The sequence below is a fragment of the Staphylococcus sp. EG-SA-2 genome (assembly GCF_017152085.1).
The window spans coordinates 1-638 of record NZ_JACYHC010001229.1 but is presented as its reverse complement, the minus strand read 5'-3'; the positions used below and the strand labels follow the sequence as shown (position 1 = coordinate 638).

Here is a 638-nt window from a genome sequence, read left to right as displayed (position 1 = left end):
ACCAAGAATATATGAAAAAACATCGCATCATCACGATTTCTTACATTATAAGTTAGGTATTGCGAATGTAGAAAAGTCATTCAAATTAGATTACCAAGAAGAAGAATTTAACCAACGTCGTGATGAATTATTCGACGATGCTAAAGAATTGTATGAATTTTACACAGATGTAGAACAAGCACCATTAATCAATGATTTAAATCATGGACCGATTGCATATATTGGTGCACGACATCTCATTTTAGAAGAATTGGAAAAAATGTTAATCCAATTGTCAATATTCCATAGTTATCATGATTTAGAGTTTCTATTTGTGACACGTGAAGATGAAGTTGAAACATTGAAATGGGCACGTTGGTTGCCACATATGACATTGAGAGGTCAAAACATTAGAGGATTTGTTTACAATCAACGAACACGTGACCAAATTTTAACGTCAATTTACAGCATGATTAAAGAACGTATCCAAGCTGTGCGTGAACGCAGTAAAAGTAATGAGCAAATTATTTTTACACCGCAATTAGTGTTTGTCATTACAGATATGTCATTAATTATTGATCATGTCATTTTAGAATATGTAAACCAAGATTTATCAGAATATGGTATTTCATTAATCTTTGTTGAAGATGTGATTGAAA

1 pseudogene is annotated in these 638 nt (G+C 31.5%); it reads left to right on the top strand.

Going from position 1 to position 638, the window contains the following annotated elements:
• Nucleotides 1–638, top strand: a pseudogene (locus tag IDG60_RS19920) (type VII secretion protein EssC); the annotation flags it as partial.